General features: G+C 60.5%; 15 protein-coding genes. 12 read left to right on the top strand and 3 right to left on the bottom strand.

Annotated features, from left to right (window positions below; translation table 11 throughout):
* Nucleotides 1–98 precede the first annotated feature (98 nt).
* The 4 genes from C1N84_RS21390 to C1N84_RS21405 all read left to right on the top strand — a co-directional run bounded on the left by C1N84_RS21390 (nucleotide 99) and on the right by C1N84_RS21405 (nucleotide 5,312).
* Nucleotides 99–1,127: an ABC transporter substrate-binding protein gene (locus C1N84_RS21390; protein WP_058759035.1), complete on the top strand. Its 1,029-nt coding sequence runs from the start codon at nucleotides 99–101 to the stop codon at nucleotides 1,125–1,127.
* Nucleotides 1,128–1,216: 89 nt separating this feature from the next.
* Nucleotides 1,217–3,439, top strand: coding sequence for an ABC transporter permease (locus C1N84_RS21395; RefSeq protein WP_394541865.1), 2,223 nt, complete (start codon nucleotides 1,217–1,219; stop codon nucleotides 3,437–3,439).
* On the top strand, nucleotides 3,436–4,497 hold the full coding sequence (locus C1N84_RS21400) for an ABC transporter ATP-binding protein (protein WP_021508950.1): 1,062 nt from the start codon (nucleotides 3,436–3,438) through the stop codon (nucleotides 4,495–4,497). Before C1N84_RS21395 ends, C1N84_RS21400 begins: the two co-directional genes overlap by 4 nt.
* 14 nt (nucleotides 4,498–4,511) lie before the next feature.
* Nucleotides 4,512–5,312 (top strand): inositol monophosphatase family protein, encoded by an 801-nt coding sequence (locus C1N84_RS21405; RefSeq protein WP_021508951.1) that lies wholly within the window; start codon nucleotides 4,512–4,514, stop codon nucleotides 5,310–5,312.
* A 113-nt stretch (nucleotides 5,313–5,425) separates the two neighbouring features.
* Here the strand turns inward: C1N84_RS21405 and C1N84_RS21410 are convergent, their stop codons facing one another.
* Nucleotides 5,426–6,064, bottom strand: a complete 639-nt coding sequence (locus tag C1N84_RS21410; RefSeq protein ID WP_264444121.1) for a LysE family translocator — start codon at nucleotides 6,062–6,064, stop codon at nucleotides 5,426–5,428.
* A 280-nt stretch (nucleotides 6,065–6,344) separates the two neighbouring features.
* Here C1N84_RS21410 and C1N84_RS21415 point away from each other — a divergent pair, with 280 nt between their 5' ends.
* Complete coding sequence (locus C1N84_RS21415) at nucleotides 6,345–7,547, top strand: lactonase family protein (protein ID WP_394541866.1); 1,203 nt, start codon at nucleotides 6,345–6,347, stop codon at nucleotides 7,545–7,547.
* Nucleotides 7,548–7,555: 8 nt separating this feature from the next.
* On the opposite strand, the gene C1N84_RS21420 is transcribed toward C1N84_RS21415, so the two are convergent.
* Nucleotides 7,556–8,443 carry an alpha/beta hydrolase gene (locus tag C1N84_RS21420; protein WP_264444118.1) on the bottom strand — a complete coding sequence of 296 codons (888 nt, stop codon included), beginning with the start codon at nucleotides 8,441–8,443 and terminating at the stop codon, nucleotides 7,556–7,558.
* Nucleotides 8,444–8,627: 184 nt separating this feature from the next.
* Between C1N84_RS21420 and C1N84_RS21425 the strand changes: the two genes are divergently transcribed.
* The 7 genes from C1N84_RS21425 (at nucleotide 8,628) to C1N84_RS21455 (ending at nucleotide 16,723) form a co-directional block, all read left to right on the top strand.
* A complete protein-coding gene (locus C1N84_RS21425; protein WP_264444116.1) occupies nucleotides 8,628–10,052 on the top strand; it encodes a hypothetical protein in 1,425 nt (474 codons plus the stop codon).
* A gap of 340 nt (nucleotides 10,053–10,392) precedes the next feature.
* The gene (locus C1N84_RS21430; protein ID WP_264444114.1) at nucleotides 10,393–11,598 is read left to right on the top strand and encodes an SfnB family sulfur acquisition oxidoreductase; all 1,206 of its coding nucleotides are present in this window, start codon (nucleotides 10,393–10,395) and stop codon (nucleotides 11,596–11,598) included.
* Nucleotides 11,599–11,607: 9 nt separating this feature from the next.
* Nucleotides 11,608–12,810, top strand: a complete 1,203-nt coding sequence (locus tag C1N84_RS21435) for an SfnB family sulfur acquisition oxidoreductase (protein WP_264444738.1) — start codon at nucleotides 11,608–11,610, stop codon at nucleotides 12,808–12,810.
* On the top strand, nucleotides 12,807–14,168 hold the full coding sequence (locus C1N84_RS21440; protein ID WP_264444113.1) for an LLM class flavin-dependent oxidoreductase: 1,362 nt from the start codon (nucleotides 12,807–12,809) through the stop codon (nucleotides 14,166–14,168). The genes C1N84_RS21435 and C1N84_RS21440 overlap by 4 nt, the downstream gene beginning before the upstream one ends.
* A 20-nt stretch (nucleotides 14,169–14,188) precedes the next feature.
* Complete coding sequence (locus C1N84_RS21445; protein ID WP_152390923.1) at nucleotides 14,189–14,989, top strand: MetQ/NlpA family ABC transporter substrate-binding protein; 801 nt, start codon at nucleotides 14,189–14,191, stop codon at nucleotides 14,987–14,989.
* Nucleotides 14,990–14,991: 2 nt separating this feature from the next.
* A complete protein-coding gene (locus tag C1N84_RS21450; protein WP_058776052.1) occupies nucleotides 14,992–16,089 on the top strand; it encodes a methionine ABC transporter ATP-binding protein in 1,098 nt (365 codons plus the stop codon).
* On the top strand, nucleotides 16,073–16,723 hold the full coding sequence (locus tag C1N84_RS21455) for a methionine ABC transporter permease (protein WP_021508962.1): 651 nt from the start codon (nucleotides 16,073–16,075) through the stop codon (nucleotides 16,721–16,723). The genes C1N84_RS21450 and C1N84_RS21455 overlap by 17 nt, the downstream gene beginning before the upstream one ends.
* A 7-nt stretch (nucleotides 16,724–16,730) precedes the next feature.
* Here the strand turns inward: C1N84_RS21455 and C1N84_RS21460 are convergent, their stop codons facing one another.
* Nucleotides 16,731–17,633: a LysR family transcriptional regulator gene (locus C1N84_RS21460; protein ID WP_222986823.1), complete on the bottom strand. Its 903-nt coding sequence runs from the start codon at nucleotides 17,631–17,633 to the stop codon at nucleotides 16,731–16,733.
* Nucleotides 17,634–17,650 lie beyond the last annotated feature (17 nt).

The following is a 17,650-nucleotide window of genomic DNA, read 5'->3' on the forward strand; positions in this document are numbered from 1 at the left end:
CTATTTGACAGGCTATTTTCTGTTCATTACTAATTTGCACACACGTGCAAATAAAAACCTCTGTTAAGCACGGAACCCTGCCAACCAAGGAGAACATCATGCGCTACACCTCACTGGCCATTGCGCTGTCCCTCAGTTGCACCGCGCTGCCGTTTGCTGCGACGGCCGCTGGCAATCTCAATATGGTCTGCTCGGCGGACGTGGTGGTGTGCGAACATATGACGCGCATTTTCAGCCAGGCACATCCGGATATTAAAGTCAGCATGGTGCGCCTGTCAGCGGGTGAAGCCTATGCCCGCCTGCGCAGCGAAGCGCGTAACCCGCGCACCGACATCTGGTGGGCCGGCACCGGCGATCCGCATATGCAGGCGGCGGAAGAGGGGCTGACGCAGCCGTATAAATCGCCGCTGCTCGACCAGCAGCAGGACTGGGCGCAGAAGCAGGCGGAAAACTCAGGTTACCGTACGGTCGGGATTTATGCCGGTGCGCTCGGCTGGGGCTACAACACCAAATTGTTGGCGGATAAAAAGCTTAAAGCGCCAGCCTGCTGGGCTGATTTGCTCGATCCGGCCTTCAAAGGCGAAATTCAGATTGCCAATCCGAACTCGTCCGGCACCGCCTATAACACCCTGGCGACGCTGGTACAGATCATGGGCGAGGACAAAGCGTTTGATTACCTGAAAAAGCTCAACGCCAACATTTCCCAGTACACCAAATCCGGCTCGGCGCCGGTGAAGGCAGCGGCGCGCGGCGAAACCACCGTTGGCATCGTGTTTATGCACGACGCGGTGGCAATGGAAGTCGACGGCTTCCCGATCAAAACCGTCGCGCCCTGTGAAGGCACTGGCTATGAGATTGGCTCAATGTCGATCGTCAAAGGGGCACGCAATCTGGCCAATGCCAAAGTGTGGTACGACTGGGCGCTTAGCGCCGAAGCGCAGTCGCACATGAAAGAGGCCAAATCCTTCCAGCTGCCGTCAAACCGCAGTGCAGAGATCTCCGAATACGCGCCGCGCTTCGAGAACATCAAACTGATCGATTATGACTTCAAAACCTACGGCGATTCCGCCAAACGCAAAGCGCTGCTGAGCCGCTGGGATAAAGAGATCGGCGCCAGCGCGCAGTAATGCCGCATCGCCGGACGCTGCCGCTCACGGCGGCTTACCGATTCCGACAGCGCTAAGGATGGCGCGATGATCCCGCATTGAGGTAACACATGAACGCAAATAATCGCCGTCTGACAGGCGCGCTGCTGCTGGGCGCCGTCGCGCTGTTGCTGCTACCGTGGTACAGCCTGGAAGCAGGCTTTTTCGATAGCGGCTGGCTGCTTAACCTGTGGCGTGATGAAGCCAGCGCGCCGGCGCTGTGGCAGATCGGCAGCCATCCATGGCTGGCGCTCGCCGTGGCGCTGCTGGCGCTGTGCGCCGCCTGCGGTTTACTGCCCTGCAGCGCGCGCAGCCGGTTGCTGCTGCTGTTCAGCGCGCTGGGCGTGATCTTCCTGATTGTGGAAGGGCACGCGATTGGCTACAGCGGCTGGAGCTGGCTGTGGCTGGAAAATCGCTTCGGCGCGCTGCCGCAGGGACAGCCAGCGATGGGCGCTGGCGCGCTTCTGCTGCTGACCGTGTTTTTGCTGCTGTTCTCGTTTGCGCTGGCCGAACGCGGCGTGCTGAAAGGCGATGCCTTTGTGGTGGCGTCGCTGGTGCTGCTGACTGCGCTGGTCAGCATCTTCGTACTCTATCCGGTGCTCAGCATGTTTGTGGTGTCGGTGCAGGACGTTGACGGCAGTTTCAAACCGGACGGTTTGATCAGCAATTTACAGGATCCGTCAATCTGGAGCCTTGCCTGTCTGAAAGGCGGCACCTGCGGCACCGCCTGGCGCACGCTGTGGCTGGCGCTGATGACTGCCAGCGGTTCGACGCTGCTGGGTCTGGCCTTTGCCCTGGCGGCAACGCGCACGCCGCTGCCCTGCAAAAAAGCGCTGCGCATGCTGACCATTCTGCCAATCATCACGCCACCGTTCGTGATTGGTCTGGCGCTGATTTTGCTGTTCGGTCGCTCGGGCGTAGTGACGGAGCATCTGGCGGCGCTGTTTGGCATCGAGCCCGGCCGCTGGCTGTATGGCCTGACCGGTATCTGGATTGCTCAGGTGCTGTCGTTCACGCCGATTGCTTTTCTGGTGCTGATTGGCGTAGTGGAAGGCGTCAGTCCGTCGCTGGAAGAGGCGTCGCAAACGCTGCGCGCTAACCGCTGGCGCACCTTCAGCCGCGTTTCGCTGCCGCTGATGGCGCCGGGTCTGGCCAATGCCTTTTTGATCAGCTTCATCGAGAGCATGGCCGATTTTGGTAATCCGATGGTGCTGGGCGGCAGTCACGGCGTGCTCTCTACCGAAATTTTCTTCTCGGTGGTAGGCGCGCAAAACGATCCGAGTCGCGCCGCGGTGCTGGCGATGATTTTGCTGTGCTTCACGCTGGCCGCCTTTGTGCTGCAGCGGCTGTGGCTGGGTGGCAAAAACTTCGCCACGGTGACCGGAAAGGGCGACGGCGGCAAACATGGTCAGCTGCCGCGTCTGCTGCGCTACGGTGTGTACGGCATGGTGATTCCGTGGGGGCTGTTTACCCTGGTGATCTACGGCATGATTGTGGTCGGCGGCTTTGTGCAGTCGTGGGGCCTGAACGATGCGCTGACCATCGAACACTACGTGCGTGCTTTCCGCGTCAGCGTCAGTGACGGCCATCTGCTGTGGAGCGGCGTGGCGTGGAATTCGTTCTGGACCACGCTGGAAATTGCCCTGATTGCCGCACCGCTCACCGCCGTGGTGGGCCTGCTGACCGCCTGGCTTATCGTGCGGCAGAAATTTGCCGGTCGCCAGACGTTTGAGTTCCTGCTGATGCTGAGCTTTGCCATTCCCGGCACGGTGATCGGCGTCAGTTATGTGATGGCCTATAACCTGCCGCCGCTGGAGATTACCGGTACGGCGATGATCCTGATTGCCTGCTTTGTGTTCCGCAATATGCCAGTCGGCGTGCGCGGCGGTATCGCGGCGATGAGCCAGCTGGATAAGAGCCTTGATGAAGCGTCACTGACGCTGGGCGCCAGCAGTTTCCGCACGCTGCGCAAAGTGGTGCTGCCGCTGCTGAAACCGGCGATCAGCGCGGCGCTGGTGTACGCCTTTGTCCGCGCCATTACCTCGATCAGCGCGGTGATCTTCCTTGTCAGCGCCCAGTACAACATGGCGACGTCCTACATCGTCGGGCTGGTGGAGAATGGCGAATACGGCGTCGCCATTGCTTATTCGACAGTACTGATTGTGGTGATGCTGCTGATCATTGGCGTGTTCCAGTGGCTGGTGGGCGAACGTCGCCTGCGCCGCGTGGCGCGCCCGGTGGACATCGCCGCGCCACCTGCTTCCCCTTCGTTAACTCAGGAGAGTGCCGTATGACCGCGATAACTGCTGGTTCCGTGGTGTTTGAACACGTCGAAAAACGCTTTGCCGGTTTTACCGCACTGCCGGATTTATCGCTGACGGTGGAGCCGGGTACGCTGGTGACGCTACTGGGGCCTTCCGGCTGCGGCAAAACCACCACGCTGCGCCTGCTGGCCGGTCTGGAGCATCCGACTTCGGGGCGTATTTTAATTGGTGGCAAAGACGTAACGCATCTGCCAGCCAACGAGCGCGACGTGGCGATGGTGTTTCAATCCTACGCGCTGTTTCCGCACATGAGTGCGCTCGACAACATCATGTACGGCCTGCAATCGTCCGGCATGAGCAAAAAGGAAGCGCAGGATCGTGCGCGCGAAGGGCTGAAACTGGTCGGGCTGGAGAGTCAGGGGCAGCGGCTGCCGTCCGAACTTTCCGGTGGGCAGCAGCAGCGCATTGCGGTGGCGCGCGCGCTGGTGCTGGAGCCGCAAGTACTGCTGCTGGATGAGCCGCTCTCCAATCTCGACGAGCGCCTGCGCCGCCGGGTGCGCACGGATATTCGTGATTTGCAGCAGCGGCTGGGCTTCACGGCGGTGTATGTCACGCACGACCAGGAAGAGGCGCTGGCGGTGTCGGATAAAATTATTGTCATGAAAGAGGGCGATATTGCTCAGCAGGGCGCGCCGGAAAGCCTGTATCACGCGCCCAATTCGGTGTTCATCGCTGACTTTATGGGCGAAGCCAATATTCTGCCGTGCGAAGTCGAACAGGTAGAAGGCAGCGAAGCGCTGGTGCGACTCGGCAGGCAGCGCTATCGCGTGCGCGGTAACGGCGTTGCGACCGGATCCGCGCAGCTGTCGGTCAGACCACAGTTCATTACCCTGCACAGCGGTGCTGAAGGCGCACTGCGCGGCGAGGTGACACACGCCACCTGGCTGGGCGATCACATCGAATACGAGGTCAACACGGAACTGGGCTCGCTGTTTATCGTCGATGCGCAGATGGAGCAGCAGCTGCCGCTGGCCGCACGGGTGGCGATTGATTTTAAACCTCAGGGTCTGGCCCTGATTGCCGGTTAATTTAAGGATAACGCATGAGTGATACGAAAAATGACGCGCTGCAATCGCGTCTGCTGCTGGCCGAACGCGTCGCGCGGGCGGGCGGGGAGAAGGCGCTGGCCTACTTCAATCAGCGTGACACGCTGGTGGTCGAAACCAAGCACGACCTGCAGGATGTGGTATCACGCGCTGACCGCGAGGTGGAACAGATGATCGACCAGCAGATTCGCGCCAGCTTTCCTGACGACGGTTTTCTTGGCGAGGAGTACGGCCTGCAGCCGGGCACGTCAGGCTATACCTGGGTGGTCGATCCGATTGACGGCACCAGCCCGTTCCTCAACGGTATGCCAAACTGGTGTGTTTCCGTTGCGGTGCTGCATGACGGCGTGCCGGTGATTGGCGTGATCTTTGCGCCGACCTATCAGGAGTGCTACGTCGCCGCGCTCGGCCAGGGCGCAACGCTGAATGGCCGCCGTTTACAGGTGGATCCGTCACGTACGCTGCAAAATCACGTTACCGGCTTTGGCGCGAATAGCTATGTCAGCCCGGAAGAGGTGGGCCGCCTGCTGGCGTCACTGCTGGCAGCGGGGGGCAACTTTATCCGTATCGGATCTGGTGCGCTGATGCTGGCGTGGGTGGCAGCCGGACGCGTGGTGGGCTATTTCGAACCCTACATGCACGCGTGGGATTGCCTGGCCGGTTACTGTCTGGTGAAAGAGGCCGGCGGCTGGTATCACCCGTTTAACACCGAGGGCGACCGGCTGTTAAAAGGCGCGCAGGTGCTGGCGGTGGCGCCGGGCGCGCAGGCGGAGCTGAGGCGGATTGCCGGCGTTTAAGTGGTGCATTTCGCTGCCGCGCGACGTTTTCCGGGTCGCCATCCATGGCGACCTTACAACGCTTGCGCTGTCGTAACTGGATAATCGCTGATTTTTAACGATTACGTGGTGACTTAAACCGCCACGAACTCGCGGTATCCCGACCAAATCACATACACCGCGAAATAACAGAAAATCAGCGCTGAGGCGAGATACGAATACTTCAGCAGGCGCTCGCCCAGCAGCTTTCCGCCCATGCTGCCGATCAGGCAGATCACACAGGTCCACAGCACCCCGGCGAGGAAAAAACCGCTGAGAAACCACGAAGTTGCACCGGCATCACTGTGGCCGATGCGGGCTATCAGCGCGCCGCCCACGCTGGCGAACCACAGAATCGCCGTCGGTGACGACATCGCCAGCACGATGCCGCGCCAAAATTCGCGCAGCACTGAACGATAAGGCTGGGTTTCAGCTGCGGGGATGTCGATTTTTTTGGCCAGCGCGGCGTAAAGCATTTTAGCGGCAAACCACAGCAGCAAGATGCCGCCGCCAATCCATAGCAACCAGCGCACCGGCGTAAACTGCAGTATCACCGCCATGCCAGCCATCGCCAGCAAGGCGTAAATTAAATCGCCCACGCAGGTGCCCATGCCCAGCCAGAAACCGTGCAGATAACCGCGCTGCATCGCCAGCGTCAGCATGGCGATGTTGGCGAGTCCGATATCCAGACACAGCGATAAACTCAATAAAAAACCATTAGAAAACGGCAGCATAACGTCGTGACCATCCCTGAGTTCAGTAAAGGAAAGATTAAAGCATGCGTGCCGGGGCTTTTTACACTGCTTCCTGCCAGCCATAACCAAACGCTATGACCCATTAGCAAAGGCACAATTAAATAAACCGATTTGTGAAGCCGATCGGCCTGCGCAGCTTTGCGGGCAGGGAATGCCACTATAGTCGTTAACGAGACGTTAACAACGTCCGTTTCAATACAAAAAAATCAACCTGGTTTGGGCGCAGGCCCGTGAAAATTCCGATTATGGTGGAAAGACAATGAGTGGATACCCAAAACCGGCAACTGGCGGTTTAGCAACAAACTTAACCGTGGCAATATCACTGGCTCTATTGACGCTGGCGGGGAGTGCTATGGCGCAGAACACGGAACATCATCAAACAGCATTAGTCGGCACCTGGACCAGTATTCCGGATGCCCCTGCGGTACAAAAGCCGGATCGACCCAGTGAAGGTTTGTATCGCATGCAGGTCAACAGCGACGGGACGCTCAAGCCGCTGGAGGTGATCAGGATGAAAAGCCCGTCGTGGATCGTTAAATCACGCGACGGGCGGTTTGCTTATACCACCAATGAAGAAAATGCCGGTGCCGTTACCGCGCTGGCGATCGATAAACAGGGCGCAGTGCAGGTGCTGAATCAGGTCGACAGCCACGGCGAGCAGCCGACGCACGCCACTCTCAGCCCGGACGGCAAATTCCTGTTTGTCGCCAACTATTCGGTGGCGAAAGGCGGAGCAGGGGTGACGGTGTTCCCGATTGCGTCGGACGGCAAGCTGGGCGAACAGGTCCAGCATTTTGCGTTCAGCGAGGGTAGCGGCGTGGTAAAAGATCGGCAGGATGGCGGCCATGCGCACTCCACTACTTTTACCCATGATGGCCGCTATCTGTATGCAGCCGATCTCGGTGACGACAAACTGCATGCCTATCGCTACCACGCGGATCGGCGAGAGCCGCTGCAGGTGGATACCAGCCGTGATGTGAGCTTTGCGCCAGGTGCGGGTCCGCGCCACATGGTATTCTCCGCCGACGGTAAACACGCTTATGTGATTACTGAAATGGCAGGCGAAATCGTGGTGTTCCGCGTCACTGATGACCGGCTGGAACGGCAGGCACAGGTAGCGCTGAATACGCAAAACAGCAGCGCCGCCTATAAAAGCGGTGGCGGCATCATTCTCAGCCCGCAGGGTAAATTCCTGATTGCCGCTAACCGCGGATCTGACAATCATCTGCTGGTGTTTAAGATTGCCGCCGATGGCAGCCTGACAGATGCACAGCGCTATGCCGCCGACGGTATTGAGCCGCGCGCGCTGGCGTTTGATAACAGCGGTAAACACCTCTATGTCACCAACGTGTTTACCAACACCATTACGCTGTTTGATTTTGATGCGCACAGCGGCAAGCTGAGCGCGCGCGGTGTGGCGGCGAAGCTGGCAACGCCAACCGACATCAAATTCTTTAACTAACTACCCTTTCACTCATCCGGTGCGCGTGACGGCGCACCGTCTTCCGCCATGGCCGACAGCGCGCTTTCCAGCGAAGCCGGAAACATCTGGCCGTGACTGAGCCCGGGAAACAGCTGGAAGCGAGCCGCCAGGCCGTTCTCCTGCATGCCGTCGAGGGTGGTGCGAATCCGGCTCAGCACATCGCTGACGCCAGAACGGGATTCGCCGTTGCCTTCCATCAGCACCAGCTGCTTCTGCTTGAACGATGCGGGCGTCACCGCCGCCATCTGCTGCAACAGCGTTGCGTCGCCGCGCAGGGAAGGACTGGCGGCAAAATAGCGCTGGAAAAATCCGGAGGTTAAATAGCTGTCCAGCACAAACAGCCCGCCATAAGAGTGGCCCCACAGCGCACGCTGCTGCGCATTGATCGACAGATTCCGTTCGGCACGCGGCGCGATAGTCTGTTCCAGCAGCTGGCGGAATGCGGCGCTGCCGCCGGCTGGCCGGCCGCGACGATCCTGCACCTGCTGCGGCGGGGTGTAATCCAGCGTGCGCGCAGCGAGATCGAACGGCAGCGGGGTCTGATAGCCTACCGCCACCAGCACCGGCGGGTTGCCTGCCGCCAGCTTCTGCAACAGCGCTTCGCTGAGATGGTTCATCACCGCGTTGCCATCCAGCATATACAGCACCGCGTAACCGTTGGCCGGTGCGGGTTTACGTGGCACCGCCGTCCACACTTTGTAGTGGCGCTGGCCGTCAGCGGAATCAAACGTGTTAACAGTGAAGCGATACCAGGCAGAGCCTTTGTCGGCAATGTTGGGTCCGAGCGGCGTCATATCAGGCCGGGCGAAACCGACAGCGGGGCCGAGCAGCAGGCTCAGCAGGGTGAACAGCGGAATGATAAGGCGATAAACCATGGCGCTTCCTTACTAGCTGGCGAGTCAATTACTTCCGTGTCACAGCGAAAGCGCCAGACAGATTAGTGATAATGATTATTAATTTCAACAACCATTTTGCACCGTCATGCGCCGTGCGGAAGTGTAAAGATTTCGTCAGGATCGCCGATAACGTAGCGGTATAATACCAGCGAGGATAGTCAGGATGATTAACGGTATCGGACCGGGTAGTTTCTCACAGCTCCATCTCAGCAGCGCCAGCGCACGCGTGACCAGCAGCACGGCAAGCAATGCGACCCGGCAAAATAGTCTGACGGCAGACGCCTCAGCGAAAGTCACCTTTAGCGAAGCCACCGACGCCATCTCTGCGGTGTACCAAATGACGCCGGCGCGCGTCACCGCCAGCACGCCTCTTTCGCCTGATATGCAGACGCAGGCGATGGGTGCGCTGCGCAGCACGGGCGTCAGCATGAACGGCATTGGCAGCGCGTTGCTGAGCGCACTGACGCAGCAGCGTGACGATGTCACCATCAGCGTACCGGCCAGCGGCGGCGCGCAAACTGACACGCAGAGCGCGGTGGCGCTGGAGATTACCACTCAGTCCGGCGTTAGCCTCACCCTGCAGATGACGCGGCAGCAGGATGGCGTAGCGGTGGCGCTGAAAACCACTCACGGTAAGCTGAACGATGACGAAGCTGCGGCAATTGCCAAACTTTCCGGCGCGCTGGAGAAAACCCTGAGCGGGCTGGATAACGGCAACGGTAAACTGGATGTCGGTGACCTGCTCAGTTTTGACAGTAACCAGCTGGCCAGCGTTGATCTGAAAACCGACCTGCGTCGCAGCGGCGAAGTGATGCAGTCGCTGAATCTGCATGCCGACCCGGGTTCACGCTGGCTGGGTTTCCATAATGCTGACGCCAGTTTCAAACTGACGACGGACATGCGCAGCCTGGCGCAGGCCAGCAACGCCGGTCAGCAGCAGAGCGCCCTGGCGCAGTGGAGCGCGAAATTTGATCAGGCCGCTTCGCGCGGTCACGGCGATCGCGCGGCGCTGGCACTGTTTAAGCAGGGTTTCGAGAGCTTAAACAGCACCAGCGCGGCGGCCGGCGTGGCGATGCGCACCCCGCAGGCGATCACCGTAGGCGCGCATGCGGCGCAGGCCGGTGCCATCAGCGGCCTGGCGGATTTCTCGGCCAGCTATCACCAGACGGCGCGCTCCAGCAATCCGCTGAAGCCGGAAGAGGAAGATACTTTCGCTCTGGATGTGGCGCAGCGCAGCAGCCAGCAGAAGAACGGCGATACGCAGCGCATGACGCAGGAAACCCTGTTTAAGCTAAACGCCAGTTTTCATACCGCGCTAAGCGCCAGTTCGCCGCTGGCGCTCAATGAAACCAAAGAGTCACAAAACTATCACTACCACCAGATTCACGATGAAACGCGCAGCACCACTGAGGTGACGCAGGATGCGCAGGGTAACCTCACCGCCCGTTTCGCCCAGCAGCTGACGCAGCAGGAAACGGTGAAGACTTATCAGCTGGCGAAGCTGATCGACAGTACCAGCACACCGCACAGTGAGAAGAGTGAATCGACGCGCCACTATTCCCCGGCGATGTATCTGGCGCAGGCGTAATACCGGGATAACGTAATGCCCACTCTATTGCGCCAGCCCATGGCGCAATAAAACAATAATGTCATTTATCACTATCGATAGCGGAATTAATACTTAAGATAATTCGCCCGTGTCACTCAGCGTAATAACCCTGCATCTCCGCGCCCGCTAACGCCTTCTTATCCCTGATAAATTCTTTATTCTCTTTCTGCATGCCGTTTGCCGGATATAGCATAACCGTGCTCTTTACCGCTGTTATTCCCGCTGATTATCATCGCGCTCAATCTGTTATTAAATTACGGCTCTCTGCCCTGGCAGAATGAGCCTGTGAATCACAGCAAAATAAAAAGTGAATCCAGCGATGACGCAAATCAGGGCTCAACAACTTCAGCGCGCGGCGGTGATTACGTCTGACGCGGCGGCAATCGACGCCGCCCGCCACCTGGCGGAACAGGCGAAAGCCGGGGCAGCCGAACGCGACCAACAGCGTATCTATCCGCGTGAACTGCTCGATCAGTTCACCCAGCTGGGGCTGGGCAGTATCAGCGTGCCGCGCCAGTTTGGCGGCGGCGGTTTGTCGTTTGGTACCGTGGCGGAGGTGTTCCGCCTGATCTCCGCCAGCGATCCGTCGCTTGGCCAGATTCCGCAAAACCACTTCGGGCTGATCCAGTTCATCCTGGGGGAAGGCAGCGCGCAACAGCAGCAGCGCCTGCTCAGCGCGGTGGTACAGGGCCAGCGGCTGGGCAACGGCGGTCCGGAAAAGAACAGCAAACACACGCGTGATATGCAGGCGCAGCTGGTGTCAGGCCCGGAGGGGTTACGGCTCAGCGGTGAAAAGTTCTATTCCACCGGTGCACTGTTTGCCGACATTCTGGTGACCACCGCGCAGCAGGAGGGCCAGCCGGTAATGGCGTTCATTCCGCTGCCGGCAGCGGGCGTTGAGATTATCGATGACTGGTCGGGTATCGGTCAGCGCACCACCGCCAGCGGCACGGTGAAGCTCCAGCAGGTGGCGGTCGATGCCGGTTTGACCATCGCGCTACCGTCGCCCGATAAGCCAACGCTGCGCGGTGCCGTATCGCAGCTGATCCAGGCCGCGATTGACGCCGGGATCGCCCAGGGCGCGCTGGATGAGGCGCTGGCGTTTATTCACAGCAGCTCGCGTCCGTGGGTGGACGCGGGCGTGAGCCGCAACGCAGAAGATCCTTACATTCTCGCCGATGTCGGGCGTATCAGCACCGAACTGAGCGCCGCCAACGCGCTGCTGGTGCGTGCGGCGCGCGTACTGGACAGCATTGACCCGCACGCGCTTACCGCTGCGCACTGCGCGCGCGCCTCCATCGCGGTTGCAGAAGCCAAAGTGCTGACCACCGAAATTGCACTGAAAGCCAGCGAAAAGCTGCTGGAGTGGAGCGGCAGCCGCGGCACATTGCTGAAGCATGGGTTGGATCGCCACTGGCGCAACGCGCGCACCCATACGCTGCATGATCCGGTGCGCTGGAAAACGCACGCCATCGGCAACTATTACCTCAATGATGTTCTGCCCGCGCGTCATGCGTGGATTTAAGGAGCGATGATGACGCAGGTTTTCGCTAAACAGCCGGCAGCACGTATCCGCAGCGCGCAGCAGGCCCTGCAGGTGGCAGAAGAGCTGGCTGAACGCTTTCGCAGCGGCGCAGCGCAGCGCGACCGGCAGCGCGAGCTGCCACATGCTGAACTTCAGCACTATTTCCAGTCCGGCTTAGGCGCCATTACCGTGCCGCGTGCGTGGGGCGGCATTGAGATTTCCAGCGCAGAACTGGCGCAGATTTTTGTCATTCTCAGCGCTGCCGATGCCTCGATCGGTCAGGTGCCACAAAACCACTTCTACGCGCTGGAAGTGCTGCGCGTTAACGGCAGCGATGCCCAGCAGCAGCGGCTGTACAACGAAGTGCTGGCGGGCGTTCACTATGGCAACGCGCTGGCGGAGTTCGGCTCTGCGGCGGCGCATCAGCGCACCACCGCCTTCAGCCAGACCGCCAGCGGGCTGCACCTCAACGGCGACAAATTTTACTGCACCGGGGCGCTGTTTGCCGACCGCATCCCGACGCTGGCCATCGCCGATGACGGCAAAGAACAGCTGGTGTTTGTGCCGCGCCATCAGCCGGGCGTGACGGTGATTGATGACTGGAGCGGTTTCGGCCAGCGCACCACCGGCAGCGGCAGCGTGCAGTTTCGTGATGTGGCGATCGCGCCGGACGATGTGGTGCCGTTTCACAGCGCGTTTGAGCGGCCGACCACCGTCGGACCGTTTGCCCAGATTATGCATGCGGCCATCGACCAGGGCATTGCCCGCGCGGCCTTCAACGACATGCTGGCTTTTGTGCAGCAGCGCGCGCGGCCGTGGCCGGACAGCGGCGTCGAGCGAGCCTGTGACGATCCGCTGACGCTGGATCGCACCGGGCGGCTCGCCGCACGACTCAGCGCCGGTGATGCGTTACTGGATGTCGCCGGGGAGGCGGTCGATATCGCCCAACGCAACCCGAGTGCTGAGCACGTCGCGCTGGCATCGGTTGAAGTGGCGAAAGCGCGTGCCTGGACCACTGAGGTGGCGCTGGAAGCCGGCAATCTGTTGTTTGAGCTGGGCGGATCGCGCGCCAGCCTGCGCGAGCACAACCTCGATCGCCACTGGCGCAACGCGCGTACCCACACGCTGCATGACCCGGTACGCTGGAAATATCCGGTCATCGGCAACTGTCTGCTTAACGGCGTGCTGCCGCCGCGACGGGGAACGCTATGAGCCGCAAACAGATTCTGCTCAATGCTTTTAACATGAACTGCGTGGGGCATATTCACCATGGCATGTGGACCCATCCGCAGGACCGCTCAGTGGAGTTCAATTCGCTGGCGTACTGGCTGGATTTAGCGCGTCTGCTGGAGCGCGGCCTGTTCGACGGACTGTTCATTGCCGATATTCTCGGCGTTTACGATGTGTATCAGCAGGGTATCGGCCTGACGGCACGCGAGTCCATTCAGCTGCCGGTGAACGATCCGCTAATGCTGATCTCCGGCATGGCCAGCGTGACGCAGCACCTGGGCTTTGGCGTGACGGCCAATCTGAGCTACGAAGCCCCTTATCCTTTTGCCCGCCGCCTGTCGACGCTCGACCATCTGACCAATGGCCGCATCGGCTGGAATATCGTGACCGGCTATCTCGACAGCGCGGCGCGCGCCATGGGTCAGCAGCAACTGCTGGCGCACGATCGGCGCTACGACCAGGCCGATGAATTTCTCGATGTCACTTATCAGCTGTGGGAAGGCAGCTGGCAGGACGATGCGTTGCTGGCCGACAAACAGCGGCGGCTGTATGCCGACGCGCAGAAGATTCACGCGATCAATCATCAGGGCGAATTTTATCAGGTGCAGGGCTATCACCTGAGCAGCCCTTCGCCGCAGCGCACGCCGCTGCTGTTCCAGGCAGGCTCATCCGCACGCGGCGTGGCGTTTGCTGCGCGGCACGCCGAGTGCAGTTTCGTGAATGCCAGCTCGCCGGCGGCGCTGCGCGAGCAGGCGCAGCGTCTGCGCCACGCGGCGGTGGCGGCGGGTCGTCAGGCGGACGACTTACGCATCTTTATGGGCGTCAGCGTGATCGTCGCCGCCAGCGAACGCGAAGCGCAGGAGAAGCACCGCAGCTATCTGGAATACGCCAGTGCTGAAGCGGGCATTGCGCACTTTTCCAGCTCAATTGGTGTCGATCTCGCCGCGTTTGGCCTCGATGAACCGATTCACAGCGGCGACACGCGCGCCATTGAATCGGTGAGCAAAGCCTATAACGGCTGGACGCGTCGCCAGCTGCTGGAGCAGCACGCGCTTGGCAGCCGCTACCCGGTGATTGTCGGCAACCCGTCTCAGGTCGCCGACCAGTTGATCCGCTGGATTGATGAAGGCGACATCGACGGCTTCAATCTGACGCGCATCCTGAATCCGCAAAGCTACCGCGATTTTATTGAGCTGGTGGTGCCGGAACTTCAGCAGCGCGACCGCTTCAAAACCGCCTATCAGCCGGGATCGCTCCGGCAAAAAATTTTTCAGCAGCAGGATCGTCTGCCCGCGCGCCACCCGGCCGCGCGCTGGCGGCCTGCGGCTGACGTTCGTTAATTTAACCTCAGGGAGTCAGGATGAAATTTGCCTCATTAGTGGCGCTGAGCGCCGCAATATTAACCGCCAGCGCGTTTGCCGCCGGTGACTACAGCGGCGCCCTCAAAGTCGGTACCACGGCGGCCTTCGCGCCGCCGCTGGAAACCGCCGTGGCTGAAGCGAAAAAGCAGGGACTGCAGGTGGAGCTGGTGGAGTTCACCGACTGGACTGCGCCGAACGTGAGTGTGGAAAATGGCGACATTGACGTCAACCTGTTCCAGCACAAGCCGTTTCTTGACAATGCCAACCGCGAGGGCGGTTTCCATCTGGTGCCGTATGCGCCCGCCATCATCAATAACATCGGGCTCTATTCGAAGAAGCACACGGCAATCGATCAGATTCCGGACGGCGGCACGGTGGCGATTGCCAATGACCCGATTAACGGTGCGCGCGGATTGCTGCTGTTGCAAAAAGCGCAGCTGATTACGTTAAAACCGGGCAGCGGGCTGAAATCCACCGTGGATGATATCGCCAGCAATCCCAAACACCTGAAAATCATCGAAGTGGAGGCAGTGCAGCTGTCGCGCTCGCTGGATGAGGTCGACCTGGCGCAGGGATATCCGCACTATCTGCGTTTGTCTAAGAGCATCGACCCCAATAAGGCCCTGTTATTTGATGGCCTTGAGCATCCGGAATATGTGATTCAGTTCGTGATTCGCGACGGACATCAGGACGATCCGCGTCTCAAAAAGTTTGTTGATATCTATCAGCACTCGCCAGTGGTGCGCGCGAAGCTGGATGAGTTCTACGGCAAGCTGTATCAGCCGGGCTGGAGCCAGTAATCATGGTCAGCCTGACTCTTCCTGGCGAGCAGGCGGCGCTGCACACCACGACGCCGGTGGCGGGCCGTGCGCATGTGCAGATCCGCGGGCTGAGCAAACGCTATGACGGCCAGTCGCAGGATGCGCTGAAGCACATCGACCTGCAGGTTAAACGCGGCGAAATTTTTGGCATCATTGGCCGCAGCGGCGCGGGCAAATCGACGCTGATCCGCTGTCTGAACCGGCTGGAAAATCCGACGCAAGGTGCGGTGGTGATTGATGGTATCGATCTCAGTTCACTGAGCGCCAGCCAGCTGGTGCAGTGGCGGCGCCGCACCGGCATGATTTTCCAGCACTTCAATTTACTGTCCGCTAAAACGGTGCGGCAAAACATTGAGCTGCCGATGAAGGTGGCCGGCATACCGGCGGCGCAACGGCGGCAAAAAGTGGATGAGCTGCTGGCGCTGGTTGGGCTGGAAGCGCGCCAGCATGCCTGGCCGGCGCAACTCTCCGGCGGGCAGAAGCAGCGTGTCGGCATTGCGCGCGCGCTGGTGCACGATCCGGAACTGCTGCTGTGCGATGAGGCAACCTCGGCGCTGGATCCGGAAACCACGCGCGCCATCCTCGCGCTGCTGAAAAAAATCAATCAGCAGCGTCATATCACTATTGTGCTGATCACCCATGAGATGGACGTGGTGCACGACCTGTGTCACCAGGTGGCGGTGATCGATCAGGGTGAAATCATTGAGCGCGGTCCGGTGTGGCAGGTGTACAGCGATCCGCAGCATGAGACGACGCGGCAGTTGCTTAATCCGCAATTCGGCGCGCTGCCGGAGGCTATCCAGCCGCTACTGACGCCGCAACGTCAGGACGTGGACTCGCGTTTGCTGGTCCGGCTGCGCTACAGCGGGCAGGGCGCGCAGCCGGATCTGGCGGCGATCAGCGCACAGGTCAGCGGCGAGCTGACGCTACTGTATAGCGCGGTTGAATGGGTCGATCGCAAACCCACCGGCCAGCTGTTGCTGCTGCTGGATGCCCGGCACGACGCGCCGGCAGCCCTTACCGCGCTTCATCCGCTGGCGGACCAACTGGAGGTTGCAGGTTATGTCACTGGCTATTGATCGTTTATGGCAGGGGTTGCTGGATACGCTGCTGATGGTCGGCGTGTCGTCGCTGCTGGCACTGCTGATCGGTTTACCGATGGCGGTGATTCTGGTGGTAACCGGGCGCGGCGATCTGTTCCCCAATCCGCTGCTCAACCGGCTGCTGGGCTGGCTGGTGAACCTGTTCCGCTCGATTCCGTTTTTGATTCTGATGGTGGCGCTGATCCCGTTTACCCGCTGGATTGTCGGCACTACCTACGGCGTCTGGGCGGCCGTGGTGCCGCTGACGCTGGCGGCGACGCCGTTTTTTGCCCGCATCGCGGAGGTGAGTCTGCGCGAAGTGGATAAAGGGCTGACGGAAGCGGCGCAGGCGATGGGCTTTCAACGCTGGCATATTGTCTGGCACGTGCTGCTGCCGGAAGCGCGGCCTGGCATCGTCAGCGGTTTTACCATTACGCTGGTGACGATGATTAATGCCTCGGCGATGGCCGGTGCGATTGGCGCCGGCGGGCTGGGCGATCTGGCTTATCGTTACGGCTACCAGCGTTTCGATATGCAGGTCATGCTCACGGTGATCGTGGTGCTGGTGGCACTGGTCACGCTGCTGCAGCTGTGTGGCGACCGGCTGTCGCGCCGGCTGAACCATCGCTAAAGGCGTTTCACCTGATCTGCAGGCCGTCAAGCGCCGCCAGCAGCGCGTCGACCTTCGGCAGCAGCTGTTTGCGCCGCGGCCAAATCACCGACAGCGGCAGACCGTCCGGCTGCTGCTGCGGCACAATCACTTCCAGCGCGCCGCTCGCCAGCGCGTCACGCACCAGCCATGACGGCATCTGCGCCACCCCAAGGCCAGCGCACAGCGCCTGCATTTGTGCATCCACGTCGCCCAGCGCCATGCGAGACGGCACCTGACGCCAGTGCGGATGTCCATCCTCCGTGGTGAACAGCCACGGCTTGGTGCTGCCGTCAACGCGCTCGTACAGAATCGCCCGATGCCGCAGCAACTCACTCTCGCTGGTCGGTCTGCCTGCGCGCGCCAGATAGTCCGGCGCGGCGCAAAACACCATACGCTCGCGGCCCATCGCCCGGCAGCCGAGCGAGGCGGGCAGATCCGGCGAACCGCCGATGCGCACCGCGACATCAATGCCCTCATCAAACAGATCAATAAAGCGATCCGAGAAAGTCAGGCTGAGTTCCACATCCGGATGCTGCTGACAGAACGGAATCAGCAGCGGCATCACGCCGAGCCGTCCATAGGTATTCGGCACCGCCAGCCGCAACCGCCCGGAAGGAATGGTGCGCTGCGCCGCCAGTACCGCTTCGGCTTCCGCCAGCTCCTCCATAATGCGCAGGCAGGTCTGGTAATAGGCGCTGCCGGCGTCGGTGAGCGTCAGGCTGCGGGTGGTGCGCTCCAGCAGGCGTGAGCCGAGCCGCGCTTCCAGCCGCGTCACGCTTTTACTGATGGCGGAACCGGTCAGGTGCAGGCGCTCAGCGGCAGCGGCAAAACTGCCGCATTCGACACTGGCGACAAAAGGAACGATGTCTTTCAGACGCTGATCGTGCATGTATTAATGAATCCAGT

The organism is Pantoea sp. SGAir0418 (assembly GCF_043529865.1).